Genomic DNA, 25,191 nt, shown 5'->3' with positions numbered 1-25,191 from the left:
CGCAGGCGGCGGACCGAGGACTGCGCGATGGGAACATAAACCCAACCCCGATGCACGCCGCCCAGCCGGACGGCCTTACTTTCAGGTGCAAGAGATGCGACGCAGACAGATCTACGAAGGAAAGGCCAAGGTCCTTTTCGAAGGGCCGGAGCCGGGCACGCTCGTCCAATACTTCAAGGACGACGCCACCGCCTTCAACAACCAGAAAAAGGGCGTCATTACCGGCAAGGGCGTGCTCAACAACCGCATCTCGGAGTACCTGATGACGCGGCTGGAGAGTATCGGCGTGCCGACGCACTTCGTGCGCCGCCTCAACATGCGCGAGCAGTTGGTCCGTGAGGTCGAGATCATCCCTCTCGAGATCGTGGTGCGCAACGTCGCCGCCGGCTCCATGGTCAAGCGCCTGGGGCTGGAGGAAGGCGCGCCGCTGCCGCGCTCCATCGTCGAGTACTACTACAAGAACGACGAGTTGGGCGATCCCATGGTCTCCGAAGAGCACGTCACCGCCTTCGGCTGGGCCAACACCCAGGACCTGGACGAGATGCTGCAGTACGCCTTGCGCGTGAACGACTTCCTCTGCGGTCTCTTCCTCGGCGTCGGCCTGCGCCTCGTCGACTTCAAGCTGGAGTTCGGCCGCCTGTGGGAGGAAGAGGAGATGCGCATCGTCCTGGCCGATGAGATCAGCCCTGACTCTTGCCGCCTGTGGGATGTCGCCACCAACGAGAAGCTGGACAAGGACCGCTTCCGCCGCGACATGGGCGGCGTCGAGGAGGCTTACCAGGAAGTCGCCCGCCGTCTCGGCGTGCTGCCGGAAGCCGGCCCGGTCGACATAAAGGGGCCCCGGCTCCTCCAGTAGAATCCTCCTGGCAAGCCGGCACTGCCGGACCGCGGCGGCCGGCGGATGCCGCCGCCTTCTTTGCGCTACGCCCCGGCGGCGGAAGCGCAGTAGAATGGAGCCATAGAGGTTGCGAATCTGACGAGGAGAATTCGATGCCCTTCCGCATTCCGGTGAGTCGCGCTTCGGCGATTCTGGTTGCCCTGGCGGTGCTGACCGTCGTAGCCGCCTTCACGGCGGCTCCGGCCCGCGCCGAGAAGGCGGCAACCATCGAGCAGCACTCCCGCGAGGCCCTGGCTCTGCTCAGGAAGAACTCCGCGCCTGCCGACAAGATCGCCGAGGATGCCGTCGGGATCCTGGTCTTCCCGAAGATCGTGAAGGGCGGCCTGATCATCGGCGGCCAATACGGCGAGGGCGCGCTGTTCCAGAACGACGCGGTGAAGCAGTACTACAGCACCGCCGCCGCCTCCTTCGGTCTGCAGGCCGGGCTGACGACCTTCGGTTACGCCGTCTACTTCATGAACGATCAGGCCCTCGGCTACCTCGACAACAGCGACGGCTGGGAAATCGGCACCGCCCCGAACGTGGTGGTTGTTGAATCCGGCGCCGCCGCCTCGCTCACCACGACCTCGGGGCGCAAAGACATCTATGTCTTCTTTTTCGATCAGAAGGGCCTGATGGCGGGCCTGACCATCGAAGGCACCAAGATCACCGAGATCAACCCCGACTGAGCTCCGCCGGCAGCACCACCTTCCTCCTTCACAGCCGCCGCCTATACGCTGTAGAGTTGCATCAGCACGCGTAGCCGGTGCAGGGGAGGAATGAACGATGTCCATTCGCGTACTGGTCACCTTGGCCTTCTGTGCCGCTGTCGTCGCCTTCAGCGACACCTCCGCCGCCGAGGACGCCGCAACCATCGAGCAAAAGTCTCGCGCGGCATTGGCATCCCTACTGAAGCAGTCCCCAGGGGCGGCTGCGATCGCCAAGGAATCCGTTGGCACTCTCGTATTCCCGGAAGTCGTCAAAGGCGGCCTTATCATCGGTGGCCTCTACGGGGAAGGCGCGCTGCTGGAGAGCCACAAGGTGACGGGCTACTACGAAACCGTCGCCGCCTCCATCGGCTTGCAAGCCGGCATCCAGAAGTTCGGCTATGCGGTGTTCTTTCTGGATCAGGGCTCCCTGGGCTATCTGGACCGCAGCGACGGCTGGGAGATCGGCACGGCGCCCTCGGTGGTGGTGGTGGACTCAGGGGCCGCCGGCAAGCTGACGACGACCTCGGCCCGCGAGCGCATCTATGTGTTCTTCTTCGACCAAAAGGGCCTGATGGCGGGCCTCGGGATCGAAGGCACCAAGATCTCTGAATTCAAACCCGAATAGCCCGGATGGTCTCTCGAGACACTGCCGGCGTGATCGCGCCGCCGCCGCTGATCTACCTTGCCGGGCTGGTGTTGGGCCGTGGCGCCGACTGGCTGCTGGATCTGCCGGCCCTGCCGGAGCGCAGCGCCGGCGGCGGGCTGTGGCTGGGCCTCGCCTTCGGCGGTCTCGGGCTGCTGCTGATCCTTTGGGCCGGCGGCCGCTTCTTCCGCGCGGGGACGCCCCTGCCGCCGCACCGTCCGGCCACCGCGCTGGTGACCGAAGGGCCCTACCGCCGCAGCCGCAACCCCATCTATCTGGGCCTCGCTCTGATCTATCTCGGCGTGGTCTGCGCAACTGCGAGCCTGGGGATCCTGGTTTCCTTCCCGCTGGTGATCCTGGTCATGGAATTCGGCGTCATCCGCCGCGAGGAGCGTTACCTGGAGCGCAGGTTCGGCCGCGACTACCTGGACTACAAGGCCCGCGTCAGGCGCTGGCTCTAGACCGTCAAGGGCGTCCGCCCCGCCGCCGGTGCAGCCCGCCGGAGGGCGGCTTTTCCACCCTGCGCGGCCGGTCTTCCCGGTTGTCTTGCCGGGCCGGCGCGGCTAATGTCCGGCCAACTTTCACCCCCGCGAGTCGGAGCGATTTGCCCATGAAGGCCCCCCTATGAAAGCAAGGGTTCATGTCACACTGAAAAACGGTGTTCTGGACCCCCAGGGCAAGGCCATCGAGCATGCCCTCTCCTCCCTCGGGTTCGACGGCGTCAACGACGTCCGCCAAGGCAAGGTCATCGAGTTCTCCCTGAGCGAGAGCGATCCGGCCAAGGCCCGCGCCGAAGTCGAAGCGATGTGCGAGAAGCTGCTCGCCAACACAGTCATCGAAAACTACACCATCGAGTTGAACGGCTAGCCGCCAAGTGTCCCAGATCGCCCGCGATATCTACTGGATACCCTGGGAAGAACCGGGCTGCGAGCACCTGAGCCTGCGCGGGTCGACCGGGGAAACCCACGCCTTGGGCATGATCCTGAGGATGCGCGACGAGCGGCACTTTCGTTGCCGCTACGAGCTGGAGACCGACGACCGCTGGCGCGTGAGACGGGTCAGCTTCGCGGTCAACGCCGGCGACGAGACGGCGCCGCGGCGCCTGCTGCTGGAAAGCGACGGCGCCGGCCACTGGCGGGTCGACGGCCAGGAAGCACCGGACCTGGAGGGCTGCCTGGACGTCGACATCCAGGTCACCCCCTTCACCAACACCCTGCCGATCCGCCGCCTGGATCTGGCCGAGGGCGACAGCGCGGACATCCGCGTCGTCTACCTGCCGGTGCCGGAGCTGACGCCCCGCCCCGCCGATCAGCGCTACACCTGCCTGCGGAAGCTGGGGGCCCAAGGCGGGCTTTACCGTTACGAGGGCCTGTTCCGCAGCTTCACCGCCGACTTGCCGGTGGACGCCGACGGACTGGTCCTCGACTACCCCGAAACCTTCAAGAGGAGCTGGCCCCTATGAAGGCCGCGGTCATCGTGTTTCCGGGCTCCAACTGCGACCGGGACGTGCAGGTCGCTCTCCGACGATCGATGGGCCGCGAGCCCCTGATGGTCTGGCACAAGGACAGCGACTTCGACAAAGTCGACCTCATCGTGCTGCCCGGCGGCTTCTCCTACGGCGACTACCTGCGCTGCGGCGCCATGGCCGCCAACTCCCCGGTGATGAAGGAAGTCGTCGCCCGCGCCCGGAAAGGCGTGGCGGTGCTCGGCATCTGCAACGGCTTCCAGGTGCTGGCCGAGACCGGCCTGGTGCCGGGCGTGCTGATGCGCAACGCCAACCTGCGCTTCGTCTGCCGCGACGTGACCATCAAGGTCGAAACCAGCCAGAGCCTCTTCACCGCCAAGTACGAGCAGGGCCAGGCGATCCGCGTTCCCGTCGCTCACCACGACGGCAACTACTACGCCGACGACGATACCCTCTCGGCCATGGAAGACCGCGGCCAGATCGCCTTCCGCTACTGCGATACCGAGGGCAATCTCTCCGAGGCGGCTAACCCCAACGGCTCCCAGCGCAACATCGCCGGGATCTACAACGAGACCAAGACGGTGCTGGGCCTCATGCCGCACCCGGAGCGCCTGGCCGATCCCAAGCTGGGCGGCACCGACGGGCGCGCCTTGTTTGACGGCCTCGTGGAGGCACTGTCGTGAGTTCCGCCATGTCCGATGAACGACCCCAAGATCCTCCCGTGACCCCCGAAGTGGTGCGCGAGCACGGCCTCAACGAGGACGAATACGGCCTGATCCTCGACATCATGGGCCGCGCGCCGAACCTGCTGGAGCTCGGCATCTTCTCGGTCATGTGGTCGGAGCACTGCTCCTACAAATCTTCGAAGAAGTGGCTGAAATACCTGCCCACCACGGGCCCGCAGGTCATCAAGGGACCGGGCGAGAACGCCGGCGTCATCGACATCGGCGAGGGCTTGGCCGCCATCTTCAAGATGGAGAGCCACAACCACCCCAGCTACATCGAGCCCTACCAGGGCGCGGCGACCGGCGTCGGCGGCATCCTGCGCGATGTCTTCACCATGGGCGCGCGCCCGGTGGCGAACCTCAACGCCCTGCGCTTCGGCTCGCCCGACCATCCGAAGACCCGCCACCTGGTCGCCGGCGTGGTCGCCGGCATCGGCGGCTACGGCAACTGCGTGGGCGTGCCGACCGTGGGCGGCGAGGTGAACTTCGATGCCTCCTACAACGGCAACATCCTGGTCAACGCCATGACCGTGGGCATCGCCCCGGCCGACCGCATCTTCTATTCGGCCGCCGCGGGCGTCGGCAAACCCGTGGTCTACGTCGGCTCCAAGACCGGGCGCGATGGCATCCACGGCGCCACCATGGCCTCGGCGGAGTTCGGCGAGGACTCCGAGGAGAAGCGGCCCACCGTGCAGGTCGGCGACCCCTTCACCGAGAAGCTGCTGATCGAGGCCTGCCTGGAGCTGATGGCCACCGACGCCATCGTCGCCATCCAGGACATGGGCGCGGCCGGGCTCACTTCCTCCTCCTTCGAGATGGCCTCCAAGGGCGGCTCCGGCGTCGAACTGGAGCTCGACAAGGTGCCCTGCCGCGAGGACGGCATGACGCCCTACGAGATGATGCTCTCGGAAAGCCAGGAGCGCATGCTCATGGTGCTGCAGCCCGGCAAGGAAGACCTCGCCCGGGGCATCTTCGAGAAATGGGACCTGGACTTCGCGATCATCGGCCGGCTCACCGATAGCGGACGCATGGTGCTGAAGATGAACGGCGCGGTGGTCGGCGACCTGCCGATCGACCCGCTGGCCGAGGCCTCGCCGGAATACGACCGCCCCTGGACGGCGACCGCGCCGCAGGACGAGATCGATCCCGCGAGCTTCACCCCCTCGGTGAAACCGTCCGAGGCGCTGAAGCGCCTCATGGCGACGCCCGACCTCTGCTCCAAGCGCTGGATCTGGGAGCAGTACGACCACATGGTCATGGCCGACACCGTGGGGCGGCCCGGCGGCGACGCCGCGGTGGTGCGCATCCACGGGAGCAACCGCGGCCTCGCCATGGCCAGCGACTGCACACCGCGCTACTGCAAGGCCGACCCGGAGCGCGGCGGCGCCCAGGTGGTGGCCGAATCCTGGCGCAATCTCACCGCCGTGGGCGCCAAGCCGCTGGCCATCACCGACAACATGAACTTCGGCAACCCCGAGCGCCCGGAGATCATGGGCCAGTTCGTCGGCTGCGTGGCCGGCATGAAGGCGGCCTGCGAGGCACTGGACTACCCCGTCGTCTCCGGCAACGTCTCGCTCTACAACGAGACCAACGGCCAGGCCATCCTGCCGACCCCGGTGATCGGCGGCGTCGGCCTGATCGACGACCTGGACCGCATCGCCGGCGCGGCCCTGCCCGGCCCCGGCCAGGACCTGGTGCTGATCGGCGAGACCGGCGGGCATCTGGGCGCCTCGATCTACCTGCGCGATATCGAGGGCCGCAGTGACGGCGCGCCGCCGCCGGTCGACCTGGAGGTCGAGCGCCGCCACGGCGACTTCGTGCGCGAGAGGATCCATGACGGCACCCTCACCGCCTGCCACGACCTCTCCGACGGCGGCCTCGCGGTGGGCCTGGCCGAAATGGCCCTGGCCGGCGACTGCGGCGCCGATATCACCGGCGCGGAGCAGGAGCCCGGAAATCCCCCTCTTGCCGCATGGTTGTTCGGGGAGGACCAGGCGCGCTATCTTGTGACGACCGCCCAGGCGGACGTCCTGCTGGCCGCCGCCGTGGAGGCCGGCGTGCCGGCCCGGGTCATCGGGCGGACCGGCCCCCGGGGCGCGGAGGCACGCTTGATCCTGGCGGAGGGAGAGGCCATATCCCTGGCGGAACTCAGGGCGGGACACGAGGGCTGGCTGCCCGGCTACATGGACCGCTGAGCGCGGTCCCCCAAAGGACAACACCACGGCCCGAGAACGAGGGGCTCCTGGCGGAGTCCGGAACGAACGAGAGATTGGGATCGACACTATGCCGATGAACCCCGGGGATATCGAAGGCATGATCAAGGCGGCGATGCCGGACGCACAGGTGCGGATCGAGGATCTGCGCGGCGACGGCGACCACTACGCGGCCTACATCGTGTCCGAGGCTTTCCGCGGCAAGACCCGGGTGCAGCAGCATCAAATGGTCTATGAGGCCCTGCAGGGCCGCATGGGCAACGAGCTTCACGCCCTGGCGCTGCAGACATCGGCGCCGGCAGAAGGCTAAAGGCCGAGGCCCGAGACCACACACATCAACAGCGGCCCTCTGGGAGGCCGGGCGGCAAGGCTGTAGGCACGCCGCCAAACGGGAAAGGAGTTCAGGTTGTGGATGATACGGTAGCCGCGCGGATCAAACAGGAGATCGACGACAACCAGGTCGTGCTGTTCATGAAGGGCACGCCGGTGTTTCCGCAGTGCGGTTTCTCGGCCGCGGTGGTGCAGATCCTCTCGCACCTCAACGTGAAGTTCAAAGGCATCGACGTGCTGCAGGATCCGGGCATCCGCCAGGGCATCAAGGACTTCTCCAACTGGCCGACCATCCCCCAGCTCTACGTGAAGGGGGAGTTCGTCGGCGGCTGCGACATCATCCGCGAGATGTTCCAGAGCGGTGAGTTGCAGGAATTCCTCGCCACCAACGGCGTCGACGCCAAGCCGGCCGCCTGATCAACCGACAAAGCCTTCCTTAGAAAGGGCCGCTGCTCCGTGAAGGACAGCGGCCCTTTCGGCGTCTCCGGCCTTTGTCAGTTGCCGCGCCGGTGCAGGGCGATGTGGGCGGCCATGCCCTCAATGTTCTCGCCGCGCCATGCCTCGTACTGCTGCCAGCCACTGTAGGCATCCAGGGTGATCTCGGCCTTCATCTCCTCGACGGACTTGCCCGCGCGCGCCGCCGCCAGCACCTGGTCGTAGAGGGTCTCCAAATAACGGCGGTGGTCGGCGGCGTCGGCCTTGGTGCCCATATCGCCGTGGCCCGGCGCCAAGATGTCGAAGTCGATCTCCTCGACCCGCGCGATGGCGTCCATCCACTGCGGGAAGTAGGCGTCGGAGAGCGTGCGGAAGGGCAGCCGCTTCACCGAGATGAAATCAACCGCGAAGACCACCCGCTCGGCAGGGAAGTGCATGACGATCATGTTGTCGGAGTGGTTCGGCCCGACGTGGACGAGTTCGACCGTCTTGCCGCCGAGGTTGAGGCTCATGCGATCGGTGAAGGTGATGTCCGGCACCGCGGTCGGCCGCCCCTCGCCGAGGATCGCCGCCTTTGCCCGCTCGTGAGCGATGATGGTTGCGCCGGCTTCGGCGAAGACCTCGCCGCCGGCGATGTGGTCAGCGTGGTCGTGGCTGTAGACCACGTAACGGATCGGCTGCCCGAAGCGCCGCTGCACTTCGTCGTTCAGCCAGCGCGCGGCCTCGGCATTGATCGGATCGCTGGCGATGACGCCTTCTTCGGTGACCAGGAACACCGAGAAATGGAAGTTGTTCTGAAAGCGATAGAGGTCGCCGGCGATCTGGGTGATCGCGCGTTGCGGGGCGCTCTGCTGCGCTGACGCCGGATGGACCGCAAGCCCAAGAGCCAGCGTTAGAAAGACTGCACATATCCGCCAAGCCATTGCATCTTTCCTCCAGTGATGGGACCTGCCGGAAGTGTACTTGAGGCCGCTACCCGGCAAAGCGCCACCGCTTGCAAGCGACCATCACTTTGCCGTGAGACGGCCCTTACCACTGCCGCTATGCCAGAGCGACAGAAATGGGCCGCTGCCTCCGGGCCGCGGCCCTCTCCTTGGTTGGTCCCGCGCCTAGGCTCAGGCGGACTTGCGCGCCTTCTTGCCCGGCGCCGGGGCGTTCTTGGCGGTGAAGCGGTGGCCCTCGACCAGCTTCAACAGGTCGAGCGAGCTGAGGATGCCGACGACGCGTTTCTCGTGCGTCACCACGACGTGATGGATGCGGTGCTTGCGCATGACGCGCGCCGCCGCGCTGACGTCGTTGTAGGCCGGCACGCAATAAACCCTGGTGGTCATGATCCGCTTGACCGGGGTCTCGCCCTTCAGCTTGCGCGCTACGTCCGCCGTGGTGACGATGCCCGCCGCCTCGCCCTCCGGCCCGACGACCGGCACCGCGTGGATGCGGTTGCGCTCCATGAGACCGCGCAGATGATCGACGCTGTGATGCGGCTGAGCGGAGATCACCCGCTTGGCCATGAGGTCGGCAATCTTGATGTTCACGGCGGGGCCTCCCCCTCTGCTGTCGATGCGATCCGCCATCTTCGCCCGCGCCGGCGGCCGCCCCCATGCGCCAGATCAATGCGCCCCGGGGGCCGCGGCCGTCGCCTCGGCCCAGTCCCGCGCGGCCCCTCTTAAAGTCGAATCTTAAGTCGAGAAAAGCTTCGTAATTACTTGTTTTAGATTAATATTTTTGAACATCTAAAGCGATACTCTTGAAGCCTGATCTGCAATCGCAATGCCGCGCCGGCATTCCGCTTCGGCCGGACCTCACCTCCTACATGAGGTTCCCGGCGGGGAGATTTCGGCGAACCGGGCCGCCCCGCCAACCTCCAGCCCCCGGTCCATGGCCCCCAGCCCATAGCCCATGGCCACGCCGTTCGGGACCGTCTTCTCCAGCCGGTCGAGGGGCGCCTTCCCGGCCCTCCGGCTGGGCAGCGGCACCTTCGAAAGGCCCCGGCCGCCGGCGTGGCGTGACCAGGCGGCATGGCCCTGGGTCCGCTGGCCACAACCTCGCCCGACAGATCATCTCTCTTATTTTTCCATTACAGACCAGAGGATTAGACCAATGTCTTGAAGACACTTGTGCGTTTGAACCTTACGGCGGGTAGAACCGACTACCAGGGAGATTCAACCCTGAGCAAGGAACCATCACATGTTCAAGAACCTGGTTCTGGCCGCCACTGCCGCCGCCATCGCCGTTCCTCTGACTGCGCCCGACTTCGCCGGCGGTTCCACCGCGCAAGCACGCTCGGCGCAGCACAGCGCCCAGTCCGGCCAACTCAAGGCGCCGGCGAAGCGTCCGGTCAAGCCGGCCCCCGGCCCGGTCAAGCCGATGGACGGCCTCGGCAGCAGGTTCATCGACCTCGCCGGCGAGTACATGAACCCGGTGATTCAGGAAGGTAAGGCCGGCAGCCACTACTGCTCCAGCGAGCCCGGGAACGGGCGCTCGCGCTACGTCCAGATCGTTGTCCGCAATAAGGGCAACACCTTTGCTACGCCGGTTCAGGTCTCCTTCACCTTCGCGACGGGCCAGTTCCTGACCCATACGATCCCGATGATCCAGGCCGGCGCCGCGAAGGGCTCCGCCGTGGCCATCCCCGATAGCGCCTGGAAGAACGGCAAGGCCCAATTCCACATCAGCATCGACCCGACCAACAGCATCGGGGAGTCCAACGAGGGCAACAACTCCTTCCACAGCTTCTGCACGGACCCCAACTGACCGGGAGCCGGTCGGCGGCGTCCGGTCAGCCGACCTCCTCGACCGTCACCGGATCGCCGTCGCGTGCCGCCGCCAGGGCGGTCACGTCGCCCAGGGCATCGGCCCAGACGTTGGCCGGCGAGGCCAGGCGGATCTCGCCGCCCTGGGAGACCGGCGTCGGGCCGAAGCCGATGGCGATGGCGTCGCCGTCGGTCCAGAAGGCGATCTCCCCTGGCTCCACCACCGCCTTGGCGTCCGGCTCGCGCGGCAGGCTGACGGGGGTGTCGAAGTAGACCTCCTCGCCCCAGGTCCGCGCCGTCGAGCGGAGCGGCAAGGCCGCCAGGATCGCCTCCGCGGTAGGCGTGTCCCGGGTCTCCACCTCGATGGCGGCGCTGCCGGCGGTGATACGTAGCTTGGCCATGTCCTGCGGTTCCTCCTCTGCCGCCGCCTCGGGGCCGTCCCCGGCGGCGCTTCAATCGTCACAGCGGCATTCTAACGCAAGCTTTTGATCGGAAAAAGAAAAGGGCCGGCGCGACCCTGACGGTCGCTGCCGGCCCTCTTGCGGGGTCTGGCTCGCGGCTTAGCGCGAGTAGAACTCGATGACCAGGTTCGGCTCCATGGAGACCGGATAGGGCACGTCGGCCAGCTTGGGCTCGCGCACGAAGGTGGCCTTCATCTGGTTGTGGTCGACGTTCAGGTAATCCGGCAGGTCGCGCTCCACCGACTCGACGCCCTGGAGGACCAGCGGCAGCTCGCGGCTCTTGGCCTTCACCTGGATCACGTCGCCTTCCTTCACCTGGTAGGAGGGAATGTTGACGCGCTTGCCGTTCACGGTGACATGGCCGTGGTTGACGAACTGGCGGGCCGCGAAAACGGTCGGCACGAACTTGGCGCGGTAGACGACGGCGTCGAGGCGGCGCTCCAGCAGGCCGATCAGGTTCTCACCCGTATCGCCGCGGCGCCGGTTGGCCTCGGCGTAATAGCGGCGGAACTGCTTCTCGCCGATGTTGCCGTAGTAGCCCTTCAGCTTCTGCTTGGCGGCGAGCTGGATGCCGAAATCGGTCGGCTTGCGGCGGCGCTGACCGTGCTGGCCGGGGCCGTATTCGCGCTTGTTGACGGGGCTCTTGGGACGGCCCCAGAGGTTGACCCCGAGGCGGCGGTTGATCTTGTACTTCGACGCAACGCGCTTGGACATGGCCGAGCGGCTCCTTTCTTTCACGATGCCGCCCCGTTCCGGGGTCGGCCTTATTGTTCCGGTAGTCCCAGGAAGCAGCCTGCGGAAACCTGTCCACAAGGCCGGCCGGAGGTTTCCAGCCTTTGCGAAGGTCCGCCAAAACGGGCTAACCTTCAGGAGCTTCTGGGCGGGGTCGAGGCCCTCTGGCCCTCCCACTTTCCCGGAAAGGAAGCGGGGACTATACGCAGAGCCGCAGGAAAGTCAATTAGGCTGGCATCCGCGCCCAAACAACCTTAGATTGCCTATAATCGTCACCCCACCACCCCGGCCCCAGAGCAGAGAAAAGCCCGGATTTATCCCCTGATGTCCGTCTCAGAACTCCACCTGCCCGACCATCAGAAAGGCCTGCTCCTCACCACCTTGGGGGTCGTGGTGCTGACCCCGGACAGCCTGTTGGTGCGCCTGGCCGGGATGGAGCCCTTCTCGCTGCTGGTTTGGCGCGGCGTGCTGCAGGCGATCGGCATCCTGGCGATCCTGGCGGTCCTGCACCGGGGCGGGATCCTGGCGCAGATCCGCTCGATCGGCCGCTGCGGCATCCTGCTGGCCGTGGTTTTCACCGGCAGCACGCTGTTCTTCATCCTGGCCCTGAGCCATACCACGGTGGCCGACGTGCTGATCATCATCGCCGTCGCGCCCCTGGTTGCCGCCCTGCTGAGCCGCAGCTTCCTGGGCGAGGCGGTACCTCTGCGCACCTGGCTGGCCATCGCCTCCACCCTGCTGGGCATCGGCCTGCTGGTCTCCGAGGATCTGGGCAGCGGCTCGCTGTGGGGCGACTTCGCCGCCCTCTGCTGCGCCATCTGCATCGGTGCCAGCCTGACCATCACCCGCCACGGACGCGCCGTCAGCATGATCCCCGCCATGTCCCTGGCCGGTGTCCTCACCGCCCTGGCCGCCCTACCCCTGGCACTGTGGCTGGAGCCGGGCAACATGATGCCGGCCGGGTCCCACCTCCTCGCCGTGCTGCTCATGGGCCTCGTCGTCGCTCCGGTCTCCTTCGCCCTCATCACCGCGGGGCCACGCTACCTGCCGGCAGCCGAAGTCGGCCTGCTGATGCTGCTGGAGACCGTGCTGGGTCCGCTGTGGGTCTGGCTGGTGATCGGCGAGTATCCCGGAAACCTGGCCATCGCGGGCGGCGCCATCGTGATCGCGACCCTGGCCGGCCACGCCCTGGCGGGCAACCGGCGGCGGCGCGCCGCCCTTCCGTGATTCTCCGAGAGAAGCAGCCCGGGGCATGATCAGGATCACCAACTCGGTGGAGCTCGATCCCGGCGAGATCGAGGAGACCTTCCTGCGCGCCGGCGGCCCCGGCGGCCAGAACGTCAACAAGGTCGCCACCGCGGTGCAACTGCGCTTCGACCTGCGCCACTCGCCCTCCCTGCCGCCGGCTCTGCGCGCCCGCGCCGAGCGCCTGGCCGGCAAGCGCCTGACCAAGGAGGGCGCGCTGGTGATCACGGCCAACCGTTTCCGCAGCCAGGAGCGCAACCGCGAGGACGCGCTGGAGCGCCTCGTCGAGCTGCTGCGCGAGGCCGCCATCCCGCCGACCCCGCGCCGCCCGACGCGCCCGTCCAAGGCGGCCAAGAAGAAGCGCTTGGAGGCCAAGACCCAGCGCGGCCAGATCAAGAAGCTGCGCCGCGGACCGCCCCGCGAGGACTGAAGCACCCTGCCGACGGCGCAGAAAGGAAACACCCCCTCCCGGACGGAAGGGGGTGATTCGTTACGGCGATGAGGGGCATGCCGACTGCCGAGCTGGACTGTCCGGCGGTTCCCGCGGTGGAATTTCCGGCTGATCCGGCCAATCCGGCGGGACCTCCGGCTCCGGCCGATCCGGATAATCCGGTGGAATCTCCACCGGCGGCTCTTCGGGCTCATCCGGGTCGGGCATCGGCGGCGGCACCGGTTCCGGCGGCCGCTCGGGCGGGGGCCTGGGTGTTCCCGTTTCGGGACTATCCCGCAAAACCGGAACGGCTCGCCGCATCACCGCCTCCCTAGCTCTCAGGACTCCGCGTCCGGCGCCTCGAGAACGTGGCTCGGCGCCGGATCGTGGGGTACCAGTGCTTTGTCCTCGCCTTCGCTCCACGACGCGATGCGCACACCGACCAACTTGGCGCCGTCGGAAGGGTCGTCGTCGACGGCCTCCCAGACATGTAGGCCTTCGTTGTCGAGGAAGAAGGTGTGATCTCCGAAGTTCTGCTTCAACAGCGGCATAGAGGGGTTGTCGTCCGGCACGACGCTGGCGCCGGTATGCTCCTGCACCCTCTGAGTCTGCAATTCGCTTAGCCGCATCTTCACTACCTTTCGATTTTCTTGGAGGGGACGCTCGCTCTGCCGGAAGAACTCTCGGCGGGCGCGTCGCTGCTTGAGCGTTGTCTCGGGTCCCTCTAATATATTTTCAACTCAAAAGTTTTCAAGTCAAAGGACTCTGGAGCCGCCGGAGAAGGATTCAAGCTTGTCATGGCGTTAGCAGAAGGTGCCGCTACAGGTCGGCGCAAGGTTCAATCGGATTCGGGGACCAACCGGGAGGATCCTTCGCAGGAGGTCTTGACCGCGCTCAGGCGTATCATCCGCGCCACCGACCTGCATTCCAAGCGGCTGACCCGAGAGGTTGGCCTGACGACTCCGCAGGTCGTGGTCCTGCAGGCGGTACGCGATCTGGGAGAGGTGACCAGCGGAGAACTGTCGCGCCACGTCAGCCTCAGCCAGGGCACCGTGACGACGATTCTCGACAGGTTGGAAAACCGCGGGCTGATCGAGCGCTACCGCAGCGCCAGCGACCGCCGGGTGGTGCACAGCCGCCTGACGCGCCAGGGCAGCGACCTGCTGCGCCAGGCCCCGCCCCTGCTGCACGAACGCTTCATCGAGGCCTTCGGGGACCTGCCGGCGGCGCGCCAGCGCGGGATCATCGAGACCCTGGACGAAGTCGCGGCGATGATGGGGGCGTCCGGCCTGGACGCCGCGCCGCTGCTGGACAGCGGCGCCTCGGCAAAGCGGGAGCGCTAATCAAGCCCCGTCGCCTGCGCAGAGAGCCCCCTAGCCGCGCCCGATGAAGGGCATCTTGGTGGACATGATGGTCATGAACTGCACGTTGGCCTCCAGCGGCAGGTCGGCCATATGGACGACGGCGTTGGCCACGTGGGCCGCATCCATGGTCGGCTCCGGCTTGATGGAGCCGTCGGCCTGCGGCACGCCTTGGCCCATGCGTTCGGTCATATGCGAAGCGGCGTTGCCGATGTCGATCTGCCCGCAAGCAATGTCGTAGGGCCGCCCGTCGAGGGAGATCGATCGCGTGAGCCCGGTGATTGCGTGCTTGGAGGAGGTGTAGGGTGCCGAACCCGGCCGCGGCACATGGGCGGAGATGGAGCCGTTGTTGATGATGCGCCCGCCCTGCGGCTGCTGGCGCTGCATCAGCTTGAAGGCCGCGCTGGCGCAGAGGAACATGCCGTTCAGGTTGACGTCGATGACCTTCTTCCAGGCGCTCCATTCCAGATCGCCGAAGTTGGTCGCGGGCACGTTGGTCCCGGCGTTGTTGAAGATCACGTCCAGGCGGCCGAACTCTCCGTCGATCTTGGCGAACATCGCCACCACCGAGTCGGGATCGGAAACGTCGCAGGTGATGACCAGCATGGCGCCTGCCCCTTGGTCGCTGGCCTCGGCGGCGGTCTCCCTCAGCGCCTCTTCGCGGCGCGCGCAGATGGCGACCTTGTAACCTGCCTTGGCCAGCGCCAGCGCCGCCGCCTTTCCGACACCCGAGCTGGCCCCCGTCACCAATGCCGTCTTCGCCATGACTTTCTCTCCAAGACTTCTGTTCCGGATTCTTCGCCGGACCGCTGACGCCGGCCCGGGCGCGCGGCAGTTTAGAGACTTGGACCGAACAGTCCTACGGGAAACTTGAGAGAAGAAAGCCCGGCGGCCCCGCCCTTCGTGAGTCGGGACCGCCGGTTGCGGGATTGAAGCTAGACCTGGATCATGAAGCTGCGTTCGCTGACGTTCACGTGGGTCCAGGTATCGTCGTCGCAGTTGACGATGGTCCGCTTGCGCGCGATGAGCCGCAGCAGGTAGCAGCAGCTCGTCGGGAAAGCGTCCGTCGCCACCGGGATGGTCAGCCGCATGGTCCCACCATGCCAGACCGGGGGCACGGCCCCCAGGCCCTGCGCGGCCGCATAGGTCGCCGCAGCCTGGACCGCCGGCGGCGACCAGGGCACCGGTGACGGCCCCAGCGGCGTCAAGGATCCGAAGGGCAGCAGGCTGTGCACCTGGTCCTCGCCCCAGTGCGCATCCAGGGAGATGCGCGCCAGGTGTCCGTCGGGATCGTAGGCGGCGAAGTCGATCTGCACTTGATCGTTCGGCGTCACCGGCACGTTGCCGCAGGGCGCCACGTTGGTGAAGCTGCTGTCGGGATGGATGATCCGGACCGAGATAATGTCGGTGTCGGGTTCCGTCGTGCAGACGTGCACCGTCCCGGCGCCGCAGGCCTGGCCGTTGGCGTTGGTCGGACCGCCGGTGGTCGTGCGATTGTCGAGCGCAACGACCAGGCCGTTGTCGTCCTGCGTGCCGCAGAGCGGCAGCAGCTCCGATGCCCCCAGCTTATTGCCGCTCAGCGTCCAGCTCCGCAAGCGCAGGCGATAGCGCCCGTCGGTGAAGAGCCCCGCGGTCTTCCAGGTCATCAGGCGGTACATGGTGATGCTCCACCAGAACCGCGAGGTGCCCCAGCTCGGCAGGTCGTTGTCCTTTTCGAAGCGCTGGCGGCTCTTGATCACGTAGTGGTCCGTGCCGCCGGTGTCCTCGACCAGGTTGAATCCGAAGGGAACCGAATGCCAGGCGGGCGGATCGGCGGTGCCCAGCTTGGGTCCCCAATAGAGCCTGGTGAAGCCGCCGGCCGCGCCGGTCGGCATGGCGTTCCAGGTCATCCCATCGTCGTCGGAGTACTCGAACTCGTAGTAGTCGACATCGGCGGCCAAGCCGAAGCGGCCGCTGATCGGCACGTTACCGGCGTAAGGTCGATCGCTCCAGGTGCCGCCGCCGGCCGGATTGCGGAAGCCGTCCGTCGGCAGGGCGACGCCAGGGGCAGCCGGCGGGTTGCCGCCGATGTTGGCGATGAGGTCGTTACAGATGCTGTCGATGACCAGGCAATCGCCTTCCGGTTCGTCGAAGTCGCCGAGGCAGCAGGCCTCGTCGTTGGACACCAGCGAGACGTCGAGAGTGGTCGGGATGTTCCAGCGCGTATCCCAGATCGACTCCTCGAGCACCACATGCTCCTGGCCGTCGCAGGTCTGCGTCGCCTCGAAGACGACATCCGGGTGGCAGTCCCACCACGGCAGCCAGGGGCGCCACGGCCAGACCCGCAGCCGCTCCAGCTCGGGCAGGCGCGGCAGGCGCTTGATCAGGCGGTCGGCCAGTTTCGGCAGCCGTTCCGGATCGATGGCGGTCACGCCGGGGTTGGCCGGCATGCCGTCGTCGGACAGCAGGGTCTGAAACACTTCCAGCGAGGGCTGCGGCGAAGGATCGCCGAGACGCGGCAGGTTCGGCTCGCGCAGCAGCTCGGGCTGAATGCGTTTGACGAGATCGGGCTCCAACCGCCAGAAGCGGTGGCGCCACCACCACCAGGGCCACCAGCCGCAGCACCAACGGAACTTGATCTCGAAGGCGCCGTTGGCGTCTGTCGTGTCGCAGGCGATGAGCTGGCGATTGCTCCACCACCAGAACCAGTCGACGTCGTAGGCGCAGACCTTGGCGCCGGGCACCGGCCGGCCGTCGGGGCAGCGCAGCACGCCGCGGATGGTGAAAGTGCGGCACCAGCGCAGCCACCAATGCCAGTAGTAGGGAGAGATCACCACCGGCGCGACTTTCAGCTCCGGCTTGCCGGCCCACTGACGGCCGCTGACGTCCAGGGTCACGGTCTGCAGCGCCAGCAACTCGTCGTCGGAGGCGTCGACCGGCCCCACCGCGACGCGCAGCTTCTTGGGCAGGGCCGCCAGGGTGAGGCTCGCCTGGCCCTTGCCTTCGCGCCCCAACTTCACCCTGTCGGAAACGATCTTCCCGTCGCTGTCGCGCGCGACGACCTTCAGTAGGGCGCCGCCATCGCGGTCGTCGATGCCGCTGGCATCGAGCGGCACGACGAGAGTGTAGGTCTTCCTCGACGGCTTCTTCTTTTCTTCGGCCATAAGTCTCTCCGTTCCTTAACCGGGGTGGCGGATGCAGAGAGGTAGGTCCGGCGGCACGAAGCTGCGCCTTCCTGACAGCAAGCTTTGAAGGCAGGCACCTGTCCCCGTGCCGCTTCGCTGCCTTTCTGTGCCCGCTGATGGCAACAGCTTCCGGCCCTCGCGCGCAACGGCGCAGAGGACTAGGCGATGTGTTAAATTTGTGGGGAAGGCGGCGCGGAATCGCCGGCACCTGCAACCTTCGCGCCGCGGACTTTCATGAGTGGAGACTCAATTGCACCGGGGGTTTGGCTCCGCCGGCGGCGGCTAAGTACCTCCGCCGCCCTTCTTGCCGCCGCGCAGCGCCGAGATGATTCCGTGCAGGGTGTTCACCTCGCCCTCTGTCGGGGCGATGCGGTGGAAGAGGTTGCGCAGGTTGCGCACCATGGTCGGACGTTTCTCCGGCGGCCAGAGAAACCCGGTCTCGTCGAGCGCCGCTTCCAGGCGCTCGAAGAAGTTGACGATCTCCGCCTTGCTCGCCGGTTCGCCGGGCCCGGTCTCCAGCTTGCGCGGCGCCGTCGCGTCGGCGGCCAGGAACCACGCATGGCCGACCAGCAGCACCGCCTGCGCCAGGTTCAGGGAGGAGAAGGCCGGATTGAGCGGCACGGTGAGCGCAGCATCGGCCAGCGCGATATCGTCGTTCACCAGGCCGGAGCGCTCGGGCCCGAACAGCAGCCCGGCCCTGTGCCCCGCCGCGGCCTCGGCGCGCAGCTCCGCCGCCGCCTGAGCGGGCGTCACCACCGGCTTCACCATGCCGCGCGGGCGCGCCGTGGTGGCGTAGACCCGCTGCAGGTCTGCGACCGCCTCCTGCGTCGTGTCGAAGAGACGCACCCCCTCGATGACCTGCCGGGCGCCGGAGGCTGCCGCCTCCGCCTTCTCGCTGGGCCAACCGTCGCGCGGACGCACCAGGCGCAACTCGGTGAGGCCGCAGTTCAGCATGGCGCGGGCCACCATGCCGATGTTCTCGCCCAACTGCGGATCGATCAGGATAACCGCCGGGCCGGGTGCCAGGTCTGCTTCGCGGGTGCGGTCGGTGCCGGACAAGAGTCTATCGCGCGTTCTATTGCGGCAGCAGGGTTTCGGCGCGCCGCACCGCATCGCCTAGCGGCATGCCGCTCTTCAGGTCCTGATGGAAGAACAGGCGGAAAACCGCCTGCCCCAAGGGAGTCAGCCCCGGGCCGCTGTCGGAATCACGCACCAGGCCGGTCAGCTCCGGCCCCAGCGTGACCCCGCCCAACCCCCAAACGGTCGCCAGGATGAAGGCGGCTTCGCGCGCACGGGCCGGCTCGTCGTCGGCCAGCAGCATGACGCCGCGGCGGCGCTGGTCCTTTTCGAAGACGAACATGAAGGGCCAGCGGCCCATCTCGAAGTTCGCCAACATGCCCTTGTTGAAACCGCCGGCGGCGGCGATCTCGGCCAGATCGAGGCGCGAGCCGACGATGATGACCAGTTCCGCTTCCGGTGCGAGCACGCCCAGGTCCTGCGCAGGCGTCACCGCCGGCCCGGTCTCCAAAAGAGATATCTCCAGCCCGGACACCTCGGCGAAGGGCGCCGCCACGCCTTCCAGCACGGGCCGCAGCGCTGCCGCGTCTTGCGCGAAGATCGCGATCTCCAAGGCGCCGGAACGGCGCCAGAAGGACTCCCGCGGCAAGCCGAAGAGGTTGCGCGCCTCGCCGCGGTCGACCAGCCGGGTGAAGGCGGCCAGCACCTCCGCCGGCGCCGCCGTCTCGCCCTCGCTGGCCTCCACCGCGGAGGGCGCGTCGGAAGGGCTCTCCGTCTGGGCGGCCAGCGGCAGCGGGCCCAGCAGCAGGACGGGGGCGATCAGCAGGGCGTGGAACGTCCAGGCGGCACGTCTCATTCGGCAACCTCCTGCGGAATCGACGCTCCATCCTGGAAAAGCTTCCAGGTGATGCCGTCGTGCAGGGCGTTGAAAGAAGCGTCGATGATATTGGTCGAGACGCCGATGGTGGTCCAGCGCCGGCCGCTGGCGTCGGCGCTCTCGATCATCACGCGCGTCACCGCGCGGGTGCCGGCCTGCGGCGTGAGGATGCGCACCTTGTAGTCCACCAGGCGCATGTCCTGGAGCTGCGGGTAGACCGGCACCAGGGCTTTGCGCAGGGCGGTGTCCAGCGCGTTGACCGGGCCGTTGCCGTCGGCCACCTCCATCTTAGCGTGACCGGCGACTTCGAGAGTCACCGTGGCCTCCGACTCGGTCACCAACTCGCCCTTCGCGTTCCAGCGCCGGTCGTCCATGATGCGGAAGCGGGTCAGCGAGAAGTAGCCCGGCACCTCGCCGCGCGCCCGGCGGGCCAGCAGCTCGAAAGAGGCCTCGGCGCCATCGTAGGCATAGCCCTCGAACTCGCGCGACTTCACCTCTTCCACCAGCTTGTTGACGCCGGGATCCTTGGGGTCGAGCTCGATGCCGACCTCGCTGAGGCGCGCCAGGATGTTGGAGCGCCCCGCCTGGTCGGAGACCACGATATGGCGGCGGTTGCCGACCAGGGCCGGGTCGATGTGCTCGTAGGTACGCGGATCCTTGGCGACGGCGGAGACGTGCAGGCCGCCCTTGTGCGCGAAGGCCGACTCCCCGACGTAGGCGGCGTTGCGCGCCGGCTGACGGTTGAGCCGCTCGTCGAGCAGCCGCGACACATGGGTAAGCTGCGACACGCCGTGATCGTCGATCCCGATGTCGTAGTCGCTCTTCAATTTCAGCGAGGCGATGAGCGAGATGATGTTGGCATTGCCGCAGCGCTCGCCCAGGCCGTTGAGCGTGCCCTGTACCTGGCGCGCGCCGGATTTGATCGCGGCCAGGGAGTTGGCCACAGCGTTCTCGGTGTCGTTGTGGCAGTGGATGCCGACGTGGCTGCCGGGGATCTTCTCGCAGACCTGCGCCACGATGCGCTCGACCTCGTCCGGCAGGGTGCCGCCGTTGGTGTCGCAGAGCACCACCCAGCGGGCGCCGGCCTTGTGGGCCGCCTCGATGCACTCCAGCGCATATTGCGGATTGGATTTGTAGCCGTCGAAGAAATGCTCGGCGTCGAACATCACCTCGTCCTTGCGGGTCAGGGCATGGGCGACGGAGTCGGCGATCATGGCGACGTTCTCGGCGCGGGGAATCTCCAGCGCCACGTCGACATGGAAATCCCAGGACTTGCCGACCATACAGATGGCGTCGGCCTTGGAGTTCAACAGCGCGGCCAGACCCGGATCGTTGTCGGCGCTGCGACCGGGCCGGCGGGTCATGCCGAAGGCGACGAAGCGGCTGGTCTTGAAGTCCGGCGGATCGGCGAAGAAGGCGTCGTCGGTCGGATTGGCCCCCGGCCAGCCGCCTTCGACGTAGTCGAGGCCCAGCTTGTCCAGGGCGCGCGCGATGGCGCCCTTGTCGGGCACCGTGAAGTCCACGCCCTGGCACTGCGCCCCGTCGCGCAGGGTCGAATCGAAAAGATAGACCCGCTTGTCGTTTACCATGATCCCGTCCTGACCTGCTCGCGCCGGGGCTTCTTCCCCTCGAAAACCCCAGGGGCGCTATTCAGCACAGGCCGGGGGGTACGTCAACTTGGGGCGGCCCGGCGCCCGCGGCGATGTCCGCCGCCGCTCGGCGCAATCCTGTGCAAGACCGCCTGCCCGAAGCGCCGCAAGATCCGGGCACAAGATGCGGATAGAGCGCATCCTCCGCCCCGCTTAGCGTAGACGTCATGACAACACCTGCCAAAACCGCTTCGCGGCTCACTTCACTTCAGCGGCACGTCCTGCGGCGGCGGCGCGGCGCCATGGGTGAAACTGCGTCCCTCCTCCAGCAGCCAGTCGCGGAAAGCGATGACCTTCGGCTTGCGCGCGGCGGCCCGGGTGGTGAGGGCGAAGTAGCTCATGGAGCCCTCCAGCGCCCGGTCGAAAAGGCGCACCAGGCGCCCCGCGCGCAGGTCGTCGTCGGCCAGCGCCGCCCAGGTCAGCGCCACGCCCTGGCCGTGCATCGCCGCCTGCAGCAGCATGTAGCTGCTGGGAAAGGTCGGCCCCGCATTGGCGTCGACGCCGGTGACGTTCAGAAGCGTCAGCCAGACTTCCCAATTGGCCATGGAATTCACCTCCAGGCGTACCGAATCGCTGTGCAAGAGGGTGTGGTGCTTCAGGTCGCGGGGCCGGCGCAGCGGCGGCCCCTTGGCCAGCAACTCCGGGCTGGCCACGGCAAAAACCGTCTCGTGCATGAAGGGCACCGCCGTCAGCTCGGGAAACGGTCCCTGGCCGAAGCGGATCGCCATGTCGACGCTGTCCGACTGGGCCAGCAGATCGATCACCATGGGATCGGGACGAATACGCAGATCGACTTCCGGGTGGCGCTGATAGAAGCGTCCCAGGCGGGGAATCAGCCACTTCACCGCCAGGGAGGGACTGGCAGAAACTGTCAGGATGCCGCCCTCCTCCGGCTGGCGCAGTTCCTCGATCTTGTCGAAGAGGCGGCGGAAGGCGCGCTGCGCCGTCTCGGCCAGGGCTTCACCCTTGTCGGTCAGCGTCAGGCCACGCGCTCCACGGTTGAAGAGAGCGAAGCCGAGGCTGGCCTCCAACTGCTTGATCTGCTGGCTGACAGCGCCTTGGGTGACGTGCAACTCGGCGGCTGCCTTGGTGAAACTGAGGTGCCGGGCCGCGACCTCGAAGGTGCGCAGGGCCGGCAGCGGCGGCACCGCCATCAGCACATCTCCCCGATTGTCCTTACATTAGTGCAGCTAATATTCAGCATTATTAATCGTCGTTTGCGAGTTTTGAGCAATCGCACGATATTTCAGGACAGAAGCCACTCCTTCTGTCAACGCCTCCGTCAACCTCAGCCAATCAGGTGACCTAATGACGAGCCTTACGACCGGGGCCTCCCGAAGGGTCCCCGACACTCCCCGTCTCCCCAAATCTCCGGGCGCCGACCTCGGCCGGCCGGAGCTGCGCTGGCAGCGCAGGGGCTCCCCCTTGACCCGCGTCCTGCTCTGGGCCTTTTTCGCCGCCGCGGCCCCGCTGGTTCTCTGGCAGCACCGCCTGCGCGAGCGCAATGCCCTGGAACGCTTGCCCGACTACATCCTGCGTGACATCGGCCTTCACCCCGCCGAGGTGCGTGAGGAAACGAGAAAGCCTTTCTGGCGGGCCTAGATCGAATACGCCAGAACCCTCACCTGCAGACTCACAAGCGGCGGAGGCCACCCGGCTCTCCGCCGTTTTTTTTGCCCTAATTGCCCCCAAGGGCCGCCATAAAGCCGCCGCACCGCCGGGTGAACCTGACGCAGGCTCGCGCCGACCTACCTCGACACCAGCGAAAGGGAGCCCATGCCCGCTTCGACCTTGCCGACCCGCCGCCGCTGCCTCGGCACCCTGGCCGGTAGCTTGGCCGGTGGCCTGATGCTGGGCGCGCTGCCGCCCGCCCGGCCTGCCGCCGCCGCACTCGCCTCCCGGAATCCGGCCCGGCGCCTGGCGGCGCGGCTCAACGCCGCCGCCCTGGCGCGCACCCGGGCAAAGGTGGTCTACGACCCCGCCTATGTGCGCCTCGCCTACCCCGGCGGCGACGTGCCTGCGGATCGCGGCGTCTGCTCCGACGTGGTGATCCGCAGCTACCGCGCCCTCGGCATCGACCTGCAGCAGCTTGTGCACGAGGACATGCGCACCGCCTTCGATGCCTACCCCAGGCACTGGGGCCTCAGCCGGCCCGACAGCAACATCGACCACCGCCGGGTGCCCAACCTGGAGACCTTCTTGAGACGCCAGGGCGCCGCCCTGCCGGCCAGCGGCGACCCGGCGGACTACCGGCCCGGCGACCTGGCGGCCTGGAACCTAAGGGGAAGTTCGGGCTTCCTGCCGCACATCGGCATCGTGACGGACCGCAGGGGGATCACCGGGCGGCCCAAGGTGGTGCACAACATCGGCGCCGGGCCGCGCCTGGAGGACGTGCTCTTCGACTGGCCGATGACCGGTCACTACCGCTGGCTGCCGCTCGAGCTTGCCAGGGATGAACGGGCTCCGGAGTAGTCAAGTCGCGCTAGGCGGAGTTGGTCTGCACCAGGATCACGCCGACGATGATCAGCGCGATGCCCGCCGCCTTGGCCAGGGTCATGGTCTCGCCGAAATAGAAGATGCCGACCAGGGCGACGCCGACCACCCCGACCCCTGCCCAGATGGCGTAGGTCAGGCCGACCGGCAGCGTCTTCAGGGTCTGGGCCAGCAGCAGGAAGGCGACGGCGTAGCCGACGACGACGATGCCCGCAGGCCAGAGGCGCGTCATGCCGTCGGAGGCCTTCAGCGCCGAGGTGGCGATCACCTCCGTCACAATGGCCAGGACCAGCAGCAGGTAGGGGATAACGGGCGCGGTCATGATCCGCTCTCCCCGCTCCGGGTCATCTCCCCGAGGCGCTTGAGCACCGCCTTGCGCTCCCGCGCCGAGAGCACCTCGATACCGAAGAGATCGTTCATCCACAGGCCGTCGGCGGCCAGGCGCACGATGCTGGCGGTCGTCGCATCCAGGCCATCGGCACGGCTGAGGTCGTTCCACGCCGTTTCATGCCGCCGCAGGCTGTCCAGCAGGCCGGGGTCGGTAGCCCCGGCGGCCAGCAGGGCGGTGGCGAGCCGGTCCAGCGGGTCTTGCCCCGAAGGGTCGACCGCGCAGGCGGCCAGGTAGGCGCGGGTCCAGCGGCCCGGTCCTTCGTCCTTGGCCATGGCGCGCTCGATGCGCGCCTCGGTCATCTCGATCAACTGGTCGACCATGCCGCTCAGCAGCTCTTCCTTGGTGGCGAAGTGGTAGAGCAGCCCGCCCTTACTGACGCCGGCCGCGGCGGCCACCGCCTCCAGGGTGAAGGCGCCGACGCCCTGGTCCAGCACGACCCGCCCGGCCGCCTGAAGGATTTCCTGCCGTCTGTCGCGTCTGATCATGCTTCAAACTATACCGTCTGGACGGTATAGTAAAGAGCGGCGGCGGATGCGAGCGGCGGCCCCGGCGGGGTCAGGTGTCTTCGTCGGGAAACTCGGACCCGGTCTGCGGCGCGCCGCGCAGCCGGGCGATCTCCTCGGCCACCCGCTGGGCGCCGGCAATACCGTAGAAGGCCTCGATGCGGGTGCCGCCGCCGGCGCTGCGCTGCCACCAGGGCAGCTTGCGGTCGTGAAAGACGACGGTGCCGAAGCCGGGCCCCGCCGCGCTCACCATGGGCGCGTCCAGATCGCCGGGCGCGAAGCTGCGCAGCCGCCGCAAGGGCCAGGTTTCCTGCACCAGAACCCGGCGGTCGGTGACGGCGTAAAGCGTCCCCACAGCAGCCTTGCGCGCCGTGACCTGCGCGGCGAGCAGCCAGAGGCAATAGAGCACCGCCGCCAGCAGAAAAAACGTCAGCAGCAGCCCGCGGCCGCCTGCCGGCCAGTTCGGCAGAAAACTCAGCCAGAAGAAGCCGGCGATGACCACCAGGCCCAAGGCCCCGCGGATCACCTGCGGCAGCCTGGAGCGCGCCAGCACCTGCGGGTCCGGGCGGTCGGCCCAGACCAGGGTCTCGCCCGGCGCCAAGAGGGCGCGGGCCGCAGCCAGGGAATCATCGGAAGGAGTCATGAATGTTCGGTCGCTGCCCTTTGGGAGGGCGCAGCTTCCCGGTTTGCCCGGCGGCGGTCAAGCGCCCCTCCGGG

At 67.4% G+C, this 25,191-nt stretch carries 30 protein-coding genes; 16 read left to right on the top strand and 14 right to left on the bottom strand.

Features of this window, described 5'->3' with window-relative positions; translation table 11 throughout:
- Positions 1-94 precede the first annotated feature (94 nt).
- From purC to grxD, 10 genes are all read left to right on the top strand, one after another.
- Positions 95-856 carry a phosphoribosylaminoimidazolesuccinocarboxamide synthase gene (purC, locus tag AAFN88_RS10145; protein ID WP_347520179.1) on the top strand — a complete coding sequence of 254 codons (762 nt, stop codon included), beginning with the start codon at positions 95-97 and terminating at the stop codon, positions 854-856.
- Positions 857-990: 134 nt separating this feature from the next.
- Positions 991-1,566, top strand: a complete 576-nt coding sequence (locus tag AAFN88_RS10140) for a lipid-binding SYLF domain-containing protein (protein WP_347520178.1) — start codon at positions 991-993, stop codon at positions 1,564-1,566.
- A gap of 97 nt (positions 1,567-1,663) precedes the next feature.
- The gene (locus tag AAFN88_RS10135; protein WP_347520177.1) at positions 1,664-2,212 is read left to right on the top strand and encodes a YSC84-related protein; all 549 of its coding nucleotides are present in this window, start codon (positions 1,664-1,666) and stop codon (positions 2,210-2,212) included.
- A gap of 5 nt (positions 2,213-2,217) precedes the next feature.
- Positions 2,218-2,691, top strand: a complete 474-nt coding sequence (locus AAFN88_RS10130) for an isoprenylcysteine carboxylmethyltransferase family protein (RefSeq protein ID WP_347520176.1) — start codon at positions 2,218-2,220, stop codon at positions 2,689-2,691.
- A gap of 163 nt (positions 2,692-2,854) precedes the next feature.
- On the top strand, positions 2,855-3,097 hold the full coding sequence (gene purS / locus AAFN88_RS10125; protein WP_347520175.1) for a phosphoribosylformylglycinamidine synthase subunit PurS: 243 nt from the start codon (positions 2,855-2,857) through the stop codon (positions 3,095-3,097).
- Positions 3,098-3,104: 7 nt separating this feature from the next.
- On the top strand, positions 3,105-3,692 hold the full coding sequence (locus tag AAFN88_RS10120) for a putative glycolipid-binding domain-containing protein (RefSeq protein WP_347520174.1): 588 nt from the start codon (positions 3,105-3,107) through the stop codon (positions 3,690-3,692).
- On the top strand, positions 3,689-4,378 hold the full coding sequence (gene purQ / locus AAFN88_RS10115; RefSeq protein ID WP_347520173.1) for a phosphoribosylformylglycinamidine synthase subunit PurQ: 690 nt from the start codon (positions 3,689-3,691) through the stop codon (positions 4,376-4,378). The genes AAFN88_RS10120 and purQ overlap by 4 nt, the downstream gene beginning before the upstream one ends.
- An 8-nt stretch (positions 4,379-4,386) precedes the next feature.
- Positions 4,387-6,615 carry a phosphoribosylformylglycinamidine synthase subunit PurL gene (gene purL, locus AAFN88_RS10110; protein WP_347520172.1) on the top strand — a complete coding sequence of 743 codons (2,229 nt, stop codon included), beginning with the start codon at positions 4,387-4,389 and terminating at the stop codon, positions 6,613-6,615.
- Between the two features lie 88 nt (positions 6,616-6,703).
- The gene (locus AAFN88_RS10105) at positions 6,704-6,943 is read left to right on the top strand and encodes a BolA family transcriptional regulator (protein ID WP_347520171.1); all 240 of its coding nucleotides are present in this window, start codon (positions 6,704-6,706) and stop codon (positions 6,941-6,943) included.
- 98 nt (positions 6,944-7,041) lie between these two features.
- The gene (grxD, locus tag AAFN88_RS10100; protein WP_347520170.1) at positions 7,042-7,380 is read left to right on the top strand and encodes a Grx4 family monothiol glutaredoxin; all 339 of its coding nucleotides are present in this window, start codon (positions 7,042-7,044) and stop codon (positions 7,378-7,380) included.
- A gap of 77 nt (positions 7,381-7,457) precedes the next feature.
- Here grxD and AAFN88_RS10095 read toward each other — a convergent pair whose 3' ends face one another.
- Entirely contained in the window at positions 7,458-8,321 is an 864-nt protein-coding gene (locus tag AAFN88_RS10095) for an MBL fold metallo-hydrolase (RefSeq protein WP_347520169.1), read from the bottom strand.
- Between the two features lie 192 nt (positions 8,322-8,513).
- Positions 8,514-8,933 carry a CBS domain-containing protein gene (locus AAFN88_RS10090; protein ID WP_347520168.1) on the bottom strand — a complete coding sequence of 140 codons (420 nt, stop codon included), beginning with the start codon at positions 8,931-8,933 and terminating at the stop codon, positions 8,514-8,516.
- A 652-nt stretch (positions 8,934-9,585) separates the two neighbouring features.
- Between AAFN88_RS10090 and AAFN88_RS10085 the strand changes: the two genes are divergently transcribed.
- On the top strand, positions 9,586-10,152 hold the full coding sequence (locus tag AAFN88_RS10085) for a CARDB domain-containing protein (protein WP_347520167.1): 567 nt from the start codon (positions 9,586-9,588) through the stop codon (positions 10,150-10,152).
- A gap of 25 nt (positions 10,153-10,177) precedes the next feature.
- Here the strand turns inward: AAFN88_RS10085 and AAFN88_RS10080 are convergent, their stop codons facing one another.
- Both AAFN88_RS10080 and rpsD read right to left on the bottom strand, forming a co-directional pair.
- Positions 10,178-10,552 (bottom strand): cyclophilin-like fold protein, encoded by a 375-nt coding sequence (locus AAFN88_RS10080; protein WP_347520166.1) that lies wholly within the window; start codon positions 10,550-10,552, stop codon positions 10,178-10,180.
- 159 nt (positions 10,553-10,711) lie between these two features.
- Positions 10,712-11,326: a 30S ribosomal protein S4 gene (gene rpsD, locus AAFN88_RS10075; protein WP_347520165.1), complete on the bottom strand. Its 615-nt coding sequence runs from the start codon at positions 11,324-11,326 to the stop codon at positions 10,712-10,714.
- A 342-nt stretch (positions 11,327-11,668) separates the two neighbouring features.
- Between rpsD and AAFN88_RS10070 the strand changes: the two genes are divergently transcribed.
- On the top strand, positions 11,669-12,571 hold the full coding sequence (locus AAFN88_RS10070; RefSeq protein ID WP_347520164.1) for a DMT family transporter: 903 nt from the start codon (positions 11,669-11,671) through the stop codon (positions 12,569-12,571).
- Positions 12,572-12,596: 25 nt separating this feature from the next.
- Positions 12,597-13,019 (top strand): alternative ribosome rescue aminoacyl-tRNA hydrolase ArfB, encoded by a 423-nt coding sequence (arfB, locus tag AAFN88_RS10065; protein ID WP_347520163.1) that lies wholly within the window; start codon positions 12,597-12,599, stop codon positions 13,017-13,019.
- Between the two features lie 338 nt (positions 13,020-13,357).
- Here arfB and AAFN88_RS10060 read toward each other — a convergent pair whose 3' ends face one another.
- Complete coding sequence (locus AAFN88_RS10060) at positions 13,358-13,648, bottom strand: hypothetical protein (RefSeq protein ID WP_347520162.1); 291 nt, start codon at positions 13,646-13,648, stop codon at positions 13,358-13,360.
- A gap of 255 nt (positions 13,649-13,903) precedes the next feature.
- On the opposite strand from AAFN88_RS10060, the gene AAFN88_RS10055 reads away from it, so the two are divergent.
- Positions 13,904-14,362 carry a MarR family transcriptional regulator gene (locus AAFN88_RS10055; protein WP_347520161.1) on the top strand — a complete coding sequence of 153 codons (459 nt, stop codon included), beginning with the start codon at positions 13,904-13,906 and terminating at the stop codon, positions 14,360-14,362.
- A gap of 30 nt (positions 14,363-14,392) precedes the next feature.
- Here the strand turns inward: AAFN88_RS10055 and AAFN88_RS10050 are convergent, their stop codons facing one another.
- The 6 genes from AAFN88_RS10050 to gcvA form a co-directional block, all read right to left on the bottom strand.
- Complete coding sequence (locus tag AAFN88_RS10050) at positions 14,393-15,145, bottom strand: SDR family oxidoreductase (RefSeq protein ID WP_347520160.1); 753 nt, start codon at positions 15,143-15,145, stop codon at positions 14,393-14,395.
- A 170-nt stretch (positions 15,146-15,315) separates the two neighbouring features.
- Positions 15,316-17,523, bottom strand: a complete 2,208-nt coding sequence (locus tag AAFN88_RS10045) for a hypothetical protein (RefSeq protein ID WP_347520159.1) — start codon at positions 17,521-17,523, stop codon at positions 15,316-15,318.
- A gap of 303 nt (positions 17,524-17,826) precedes the next feature.
- Positions 17,827-18,603 carry an RNA methyltransferase gene (locus tag AAFN88_RS10040; protein ID WP_347520158.1) on the bottom strand — a complete coding sequence of 259 codons (777 nt, stop codon included), beginning with the start codon at positions 18,601-18,603 and terminating at the stop codon, positions 17,827-17,829.
- Between the two features lie 16 nt (positions 18,604-18,619).
- On the bottom strand, positions 18,620-19,417 hold the full coding sequence (locus AAFN88_RS10035; protein WP_347520157.1) for a hypothetical protein: 798 nt from the start codon (positions 19,415-19,417) through the stop codon (positions 18,620-18,622).
- Entirely contained in the window at positions 19,414-21,027 is a 1,614-nt protein-coding gene (gene cimA, locus AAFN88_RS10030; RefSeq protein ID WP_347520156.1) for a citramalate synthase, read from the bottom strand. The genes AAFN88_RS10035 and cimA overlap by 4 nt, the downstream gene beginning before the upstream one ends.
- Positions 21,028-21,290: 263 nt before the next feature.
- On the bottom strand, positions 21,291-22,241 hold the full coding sequence (gcvA, locus tag AAFN88_RS10025) for a transcriptional regulator GcvA (RefSeq protein ID WP_347520155.1): 951 nt from the start codon (positions 22,239-22,241) through the stop codon (positions 21,291-21,293).
- A gap of 271 nt (positions 22,242-22,512) precedes the next feature.
- Between gcvA and AAFN88_RS10020 the strand changes: the two genes are divergently transcribed.
- Both AAFN88_RS10020 and AAFN88_RS10015 read left to right on the top strand, forming a co-directional pair.
- Positions 22,513-22,689, top strand: coding sequence for a DUF1127 domain-containing protein (locus tag AAFN88_RS10020; RefSeq protein ID WP_347520154.1), 177 nt, complete (start codon positions 22,513-22,515; stop codon positions 22,687-22,689).
- A gap of 174 nt (positions 22,690-22,863) precedes the next feature.
- On the top strand, positions 22,864-23,559 hold the full coding sequence (locus tag AAFN88_RS10015; RefSeq protein WP_347520153.1) for a DUF1287 domain-containing protein: 696 nt from the start codon (positions 22,864-22,866) through the stop codon (positions 23,557-23,559).
- A 10-nt stretch (positions 23,560-23,569) separates the two neighbouring features.
- On the opposite strand, the gene AAFN88_RS10010 is transcribed toward AAFN88_RS10015, so the two are convergent.
- The 3 genes from AAFN88_RS10010 to AAFN88_RS10000 all read right to left on the bottom strand — a co-directional run bounded on the left by AAFN88_RS10010 (position 23,570) and on the right by AAFN88_RS10000 (position 25,117).
- Positions 23,570-23,902, bottom strand: coding sequence for a multidrug efflux SMR transporter (locus tag AAFN88_RS10010; RefSeq protein ID WP_347520152.1), 333 nt, complete (start codon positions 23,900-23,902; stop codon positions 23,570-23,572).
- Positions 23,899-24,456: a TetR/AcrR family transcriptional regulator gene (locus AAFN88_RS10005; protein WP_347520151.1), complete on the bottom strand. Its 558-nt coding sequence runs from the start codon at positions 24,454-24,456 to the stop codon at positions 23,899-23,901. Before AAFN88_RS10005 ends, AAFN88_RS10010 begins: the two co-directional genes overlap by 4 nt.
- Before the next feature lie 70 nt (positions 24,457-24,526).
- Complete coding sequence (locus AAFN88_RS10000; RefSeq protein ID WP_347520150.1) at positions 24,527-25,117, bottom strand: hypothetical protein; 591 nt, start codon at positions 25,115-25,117, stop codon at positions 24,527-24,529.
- Between the last annotated feature and the right edge of the window lie 74 nt (positions 25,118-25,191).

The sequence above is a fragment of the Pelagibius sp. CAU 1746 genome, assembly GCF_039839785.1.
In the GTDB taxonomy this organism is placed as follows: domain Bacteria; phylum Pseudomonadota; class Alphaproteobacteria; order Kiloniellales; family Kiloniellaceae; genus Pelagibius.
The sequence above is the reverse complement of the archived record's forward strand: the minus strand, read 5'-3'. Positions and strand labels throughout refer to the sequence as shown.